Raw genomic sequence first — 2,790 nt, forward strand, 5'->3', positions numbered from 1 at the left:
GGGGGGGAGGGGGGAAAAAGGAAAGCGGGCGAAAGGAGAAGCGCCCCCTTGCGTCGCCATTTTTTTCCTCCCCCCCCCCGAGGCCCCCCACCGAATCGCTACGTCGAGGGCGCCGGAACGGTCAGGCCGGTCGGGAGCACCCGCGGCAGCAGGTCGCGGAGCGCAGCCACGCGGGCGTCGCGGGCGGGTCCGGTCATGCGCTCGACGGGCGCGGTGATGCTGACCGCCGCCACCGGCCGGCCCGCGCGCAGCAGCGCGACGGCGACGCACGCGATGCCGGGCTCGTTCTCCTCGGTCTCGGTGGCGTACCCGCGCTCCCGCGCCGCGGCGAGGGCCGCCCGGAGCGTGACGTCGGGGGTGACGTCGGGGGTGGCGTCGGGCTCGCCGCCGTACCCGGGCGACGGTGCGCCGTCCGGCGTGGCGGCCAGGAGCGCCCGGCCCAGCGCCGTCGTCGCGACGGGGATGCGCCGCCCGACGGCGGACCACACGCGCAGCGGGCGCTGCGGCTCGACCTTGTCGAGGTAGACGACCTCCTGCCCGGCGAGGGCGCCGAGGTGCACGAGCTCGTCGACCTCGTCGCGAAGCGCCTCGAGCGCCGGGCGCAGCAGGCCGGGCAGGTTGTCCTCGGCGAGGTAGGCCGCGCCGAGCGAGAGCACGGCCGCCCCCAGCGTGTAGGCGCCGTCGGCCCGCTGGTCGGCGTACCCGCGGTGGCGCAGGGCCGCGAGGGTGCGGTGCAGCGTCGACTTGTTCGCGCCCACCTCGGCGGCGAGGTCGGCCAGCGCGACCCCGCCGGCGCCTGCGCGCGCGAGCGCGTCGAGGGTCAGCAGCGCCTTGTCCACGCTGCCGAGCGGGCTGGGGGGTTGGGTCATCGGTGCTCGTCCTCTATGGTGTTCCGTAGTGAACAACGTGCGTTCACCATAGCGAAACGGAGCCAGGATGTCTTCCCCCTCGACCCCGGCCGGCGACGTCGTCGCCGCCCTCGGCGCCCACCGCCTCGTGCCCGTCGTCGTGGTCGACGGCGCCGACGAGGGCGCCCGCCTCGCCGACGCGCTCGTCGCCGGCGGCCTCCCCGTCGCCGAGATCACCCTGCGCACCGCCGGCGGCATCGACGCGATCCGCGCCGTCGCGCGGACCCAGCCCGACGTCGTCGTGGGCGCGGGCACCGTCACCACCGTCGAGCAGGTCGACGCCGTCGTCGACGCGGGGGCGCGCTACATCGTGTCGCCGGGGCTGTCGGCCGCCGTCGTGCGCCGGGCCCAGGAGCACGGCGTGCCGGTCCTGCCGGGCGTCGCCACGCCCAGCGAGATCATGGCCGCGCTCGACCTCGGCCTCGACGTCGTCAAGCTCTTCCCCGCCTCCGTGGTCGGCGGCCCCGCCGCGATCAAGGCCTTCTCCGCGCCGTTCCCCGGCCTGCGGTTCGTGCCGACGGGCGGCGTGAGCGCCGCCAACCTCGGCGACTACCTCGGCCTCGCCCCGGTGCTCGCCGTCGGCGGCTCGTGGATGGTCGAGAAGTCCCTCGTCGCCCAGGGGGACTGGGCCGAGGTCACCCGCCGCACCGCCGAGGCCGTCACCCTCGCGCAGCCCGCCTGAGTCGGCCCGCAGAGCCTGCAAGGAGACACGATGACCAACCCGTCCATCACCACCCGCCCGGCCGCCGAGTGCCGCTACGACGCCGTCGCGCTCGGCGAGGTCATGCTGCGCCTCGACCCGGGCGACCGCCGCGTGCGCACCACCCGCTCGTTCGACGTCTGGGAGGGCGGCGGCGAGTACAACGTGGCCCGCGGCCTGCGCCGCGCGTTCGGCCTGCGCGGCGCGATCGTCACCGCCCTCGCGGACAACGAGGTCGGCCGCCTCGTCGAGGACTTCATGCTCACCGGCGGCCTCGACACCTCCTGGGTGCAGTGGCGCGAGTACGACGGCATCGGCCGCAGCGTCCGCAACGGCCTCAACTTCACCGAGCGCGGCTTCGGCGTGCGCGGTGCCGTCGGCGTCAGCGACCGCGGCAACACCGCGATCGCGCAGATGAAGCCCGACGACGTGGACTGGGACGCCCTGTTCGGCTCCGGCGTGCGCTGGCTGCACACCGGCGGCATCTTCGCCGCGCTGTCCGAGTCGGCCGCCGACGTCGCCGAGGCGGCCATGACCGCGGCCAAGAAGCACGGCACGATCGTGTCGTACGACCTCAACTACCGCCCCTCCCTGTGGAAGGGCATCGGGGGCGTCGAGCGGGCGCGCGAGGTCAACCGCCGTCTGGCGCACCACGTCGACGTGATGATCGGCAACGAGGAGGACTTCACCGCCTCGCTCGGCTTCGAGGTGGAGGGGGTGGACGAGAACCTCACCGACCTCGACACCGGCGCCTTCCGCGCGATGATCGGCACCGCCGCCGAGGCCTACCCGAACTTCCAGGTCATCGCGACGACGCTCCGCGGCGTGAAGTCCGCGTCCGTCAACGACTGGGGCGCCATCGCCTGGTCGCGCGCCGAGGGCTTCGTCGAGGCCACGCACCGCGCCGACCTGGAGATCTTCGACCGCGTGGGCGGCGGCGACTCGTTCGCCTCCGGCCTCGCCTACGGCCTCATGGAGCTCGACTCGTTGCAGCAGGCCGTCGAGTACGGCGCCGCGCACGGCGCGCTCGCCATGACAACGCCCGGCGACACGACGACGGCGACCCTCGCCGAGGTCGCCAAGCTGGCCGGCGGCGGCAGCGCGCGCGTCCAGCGCTGACGCCGAGATAGAGAAGCGAATTCCACGAGATAGAGAGGGGCGGACCGAAGCCGGCTTCGGTCC

The 2,790-nt window shown here is 74.6% G+C and carries 3 protein-coding genes; 2 read left to right on the forward strand and 1 reads right to left on the reverse strand.

Translation table 11 applies throughout. The annotated features are described in order from the left end of the window. Positions 1-98: 98 nt before the first annotated feature. A complete protein-coding gene (locus ACFCZN_RS08680) occupies positions 99-869 on the reverse strand; it encodes an IclR family transcriptional regulator (protein WP_430556503.1) in 771 nt (256 codons plus the stop codon). A gap of 67 nt (positions 870-936) precedes the next feature. On the opposite strand from ACFCZN_RS08680, the gene eda reads away from it, so the two are divergent. Further along, positions 937-1,590, forward strand: a complete 654-nt coding sequence (eda, locus tag ACFCZN_RS08685; RefSeq protein ID WP_430556504.1) for a bifunctional 4-hydroxy-2-oxoglutarate aldolase/2-dehydro-3-deoxy-phosphogluconate aldolase — start codon at positions 937-939, stop codon at positions 1,588-1,590. A gap of 30 nt (positions 1,591-1,620) precedes the next feature. Next, a complete protein-coding gene (locus ACFCZN_RS08690) occupies positions 1,621-2,727 on the forward strand; it encodes a sugar kinase (protein WP_429765809.1) in 1,107 nt (368 codons plus the stop codon). The last annotated feature ends 63 nt before the right edge of the window (positions 2,728-2,790 follow it).

It is taken from the genome of Isoptericola sp. NPDC056134, assembly GCF_042264825.1.
Lineage (GTDB): Bacteria > Actinomycetota > Actinomycetes > Actinomycetales > Cellulomonadaceae > Isoptericola > Isoptericola nanjingensis.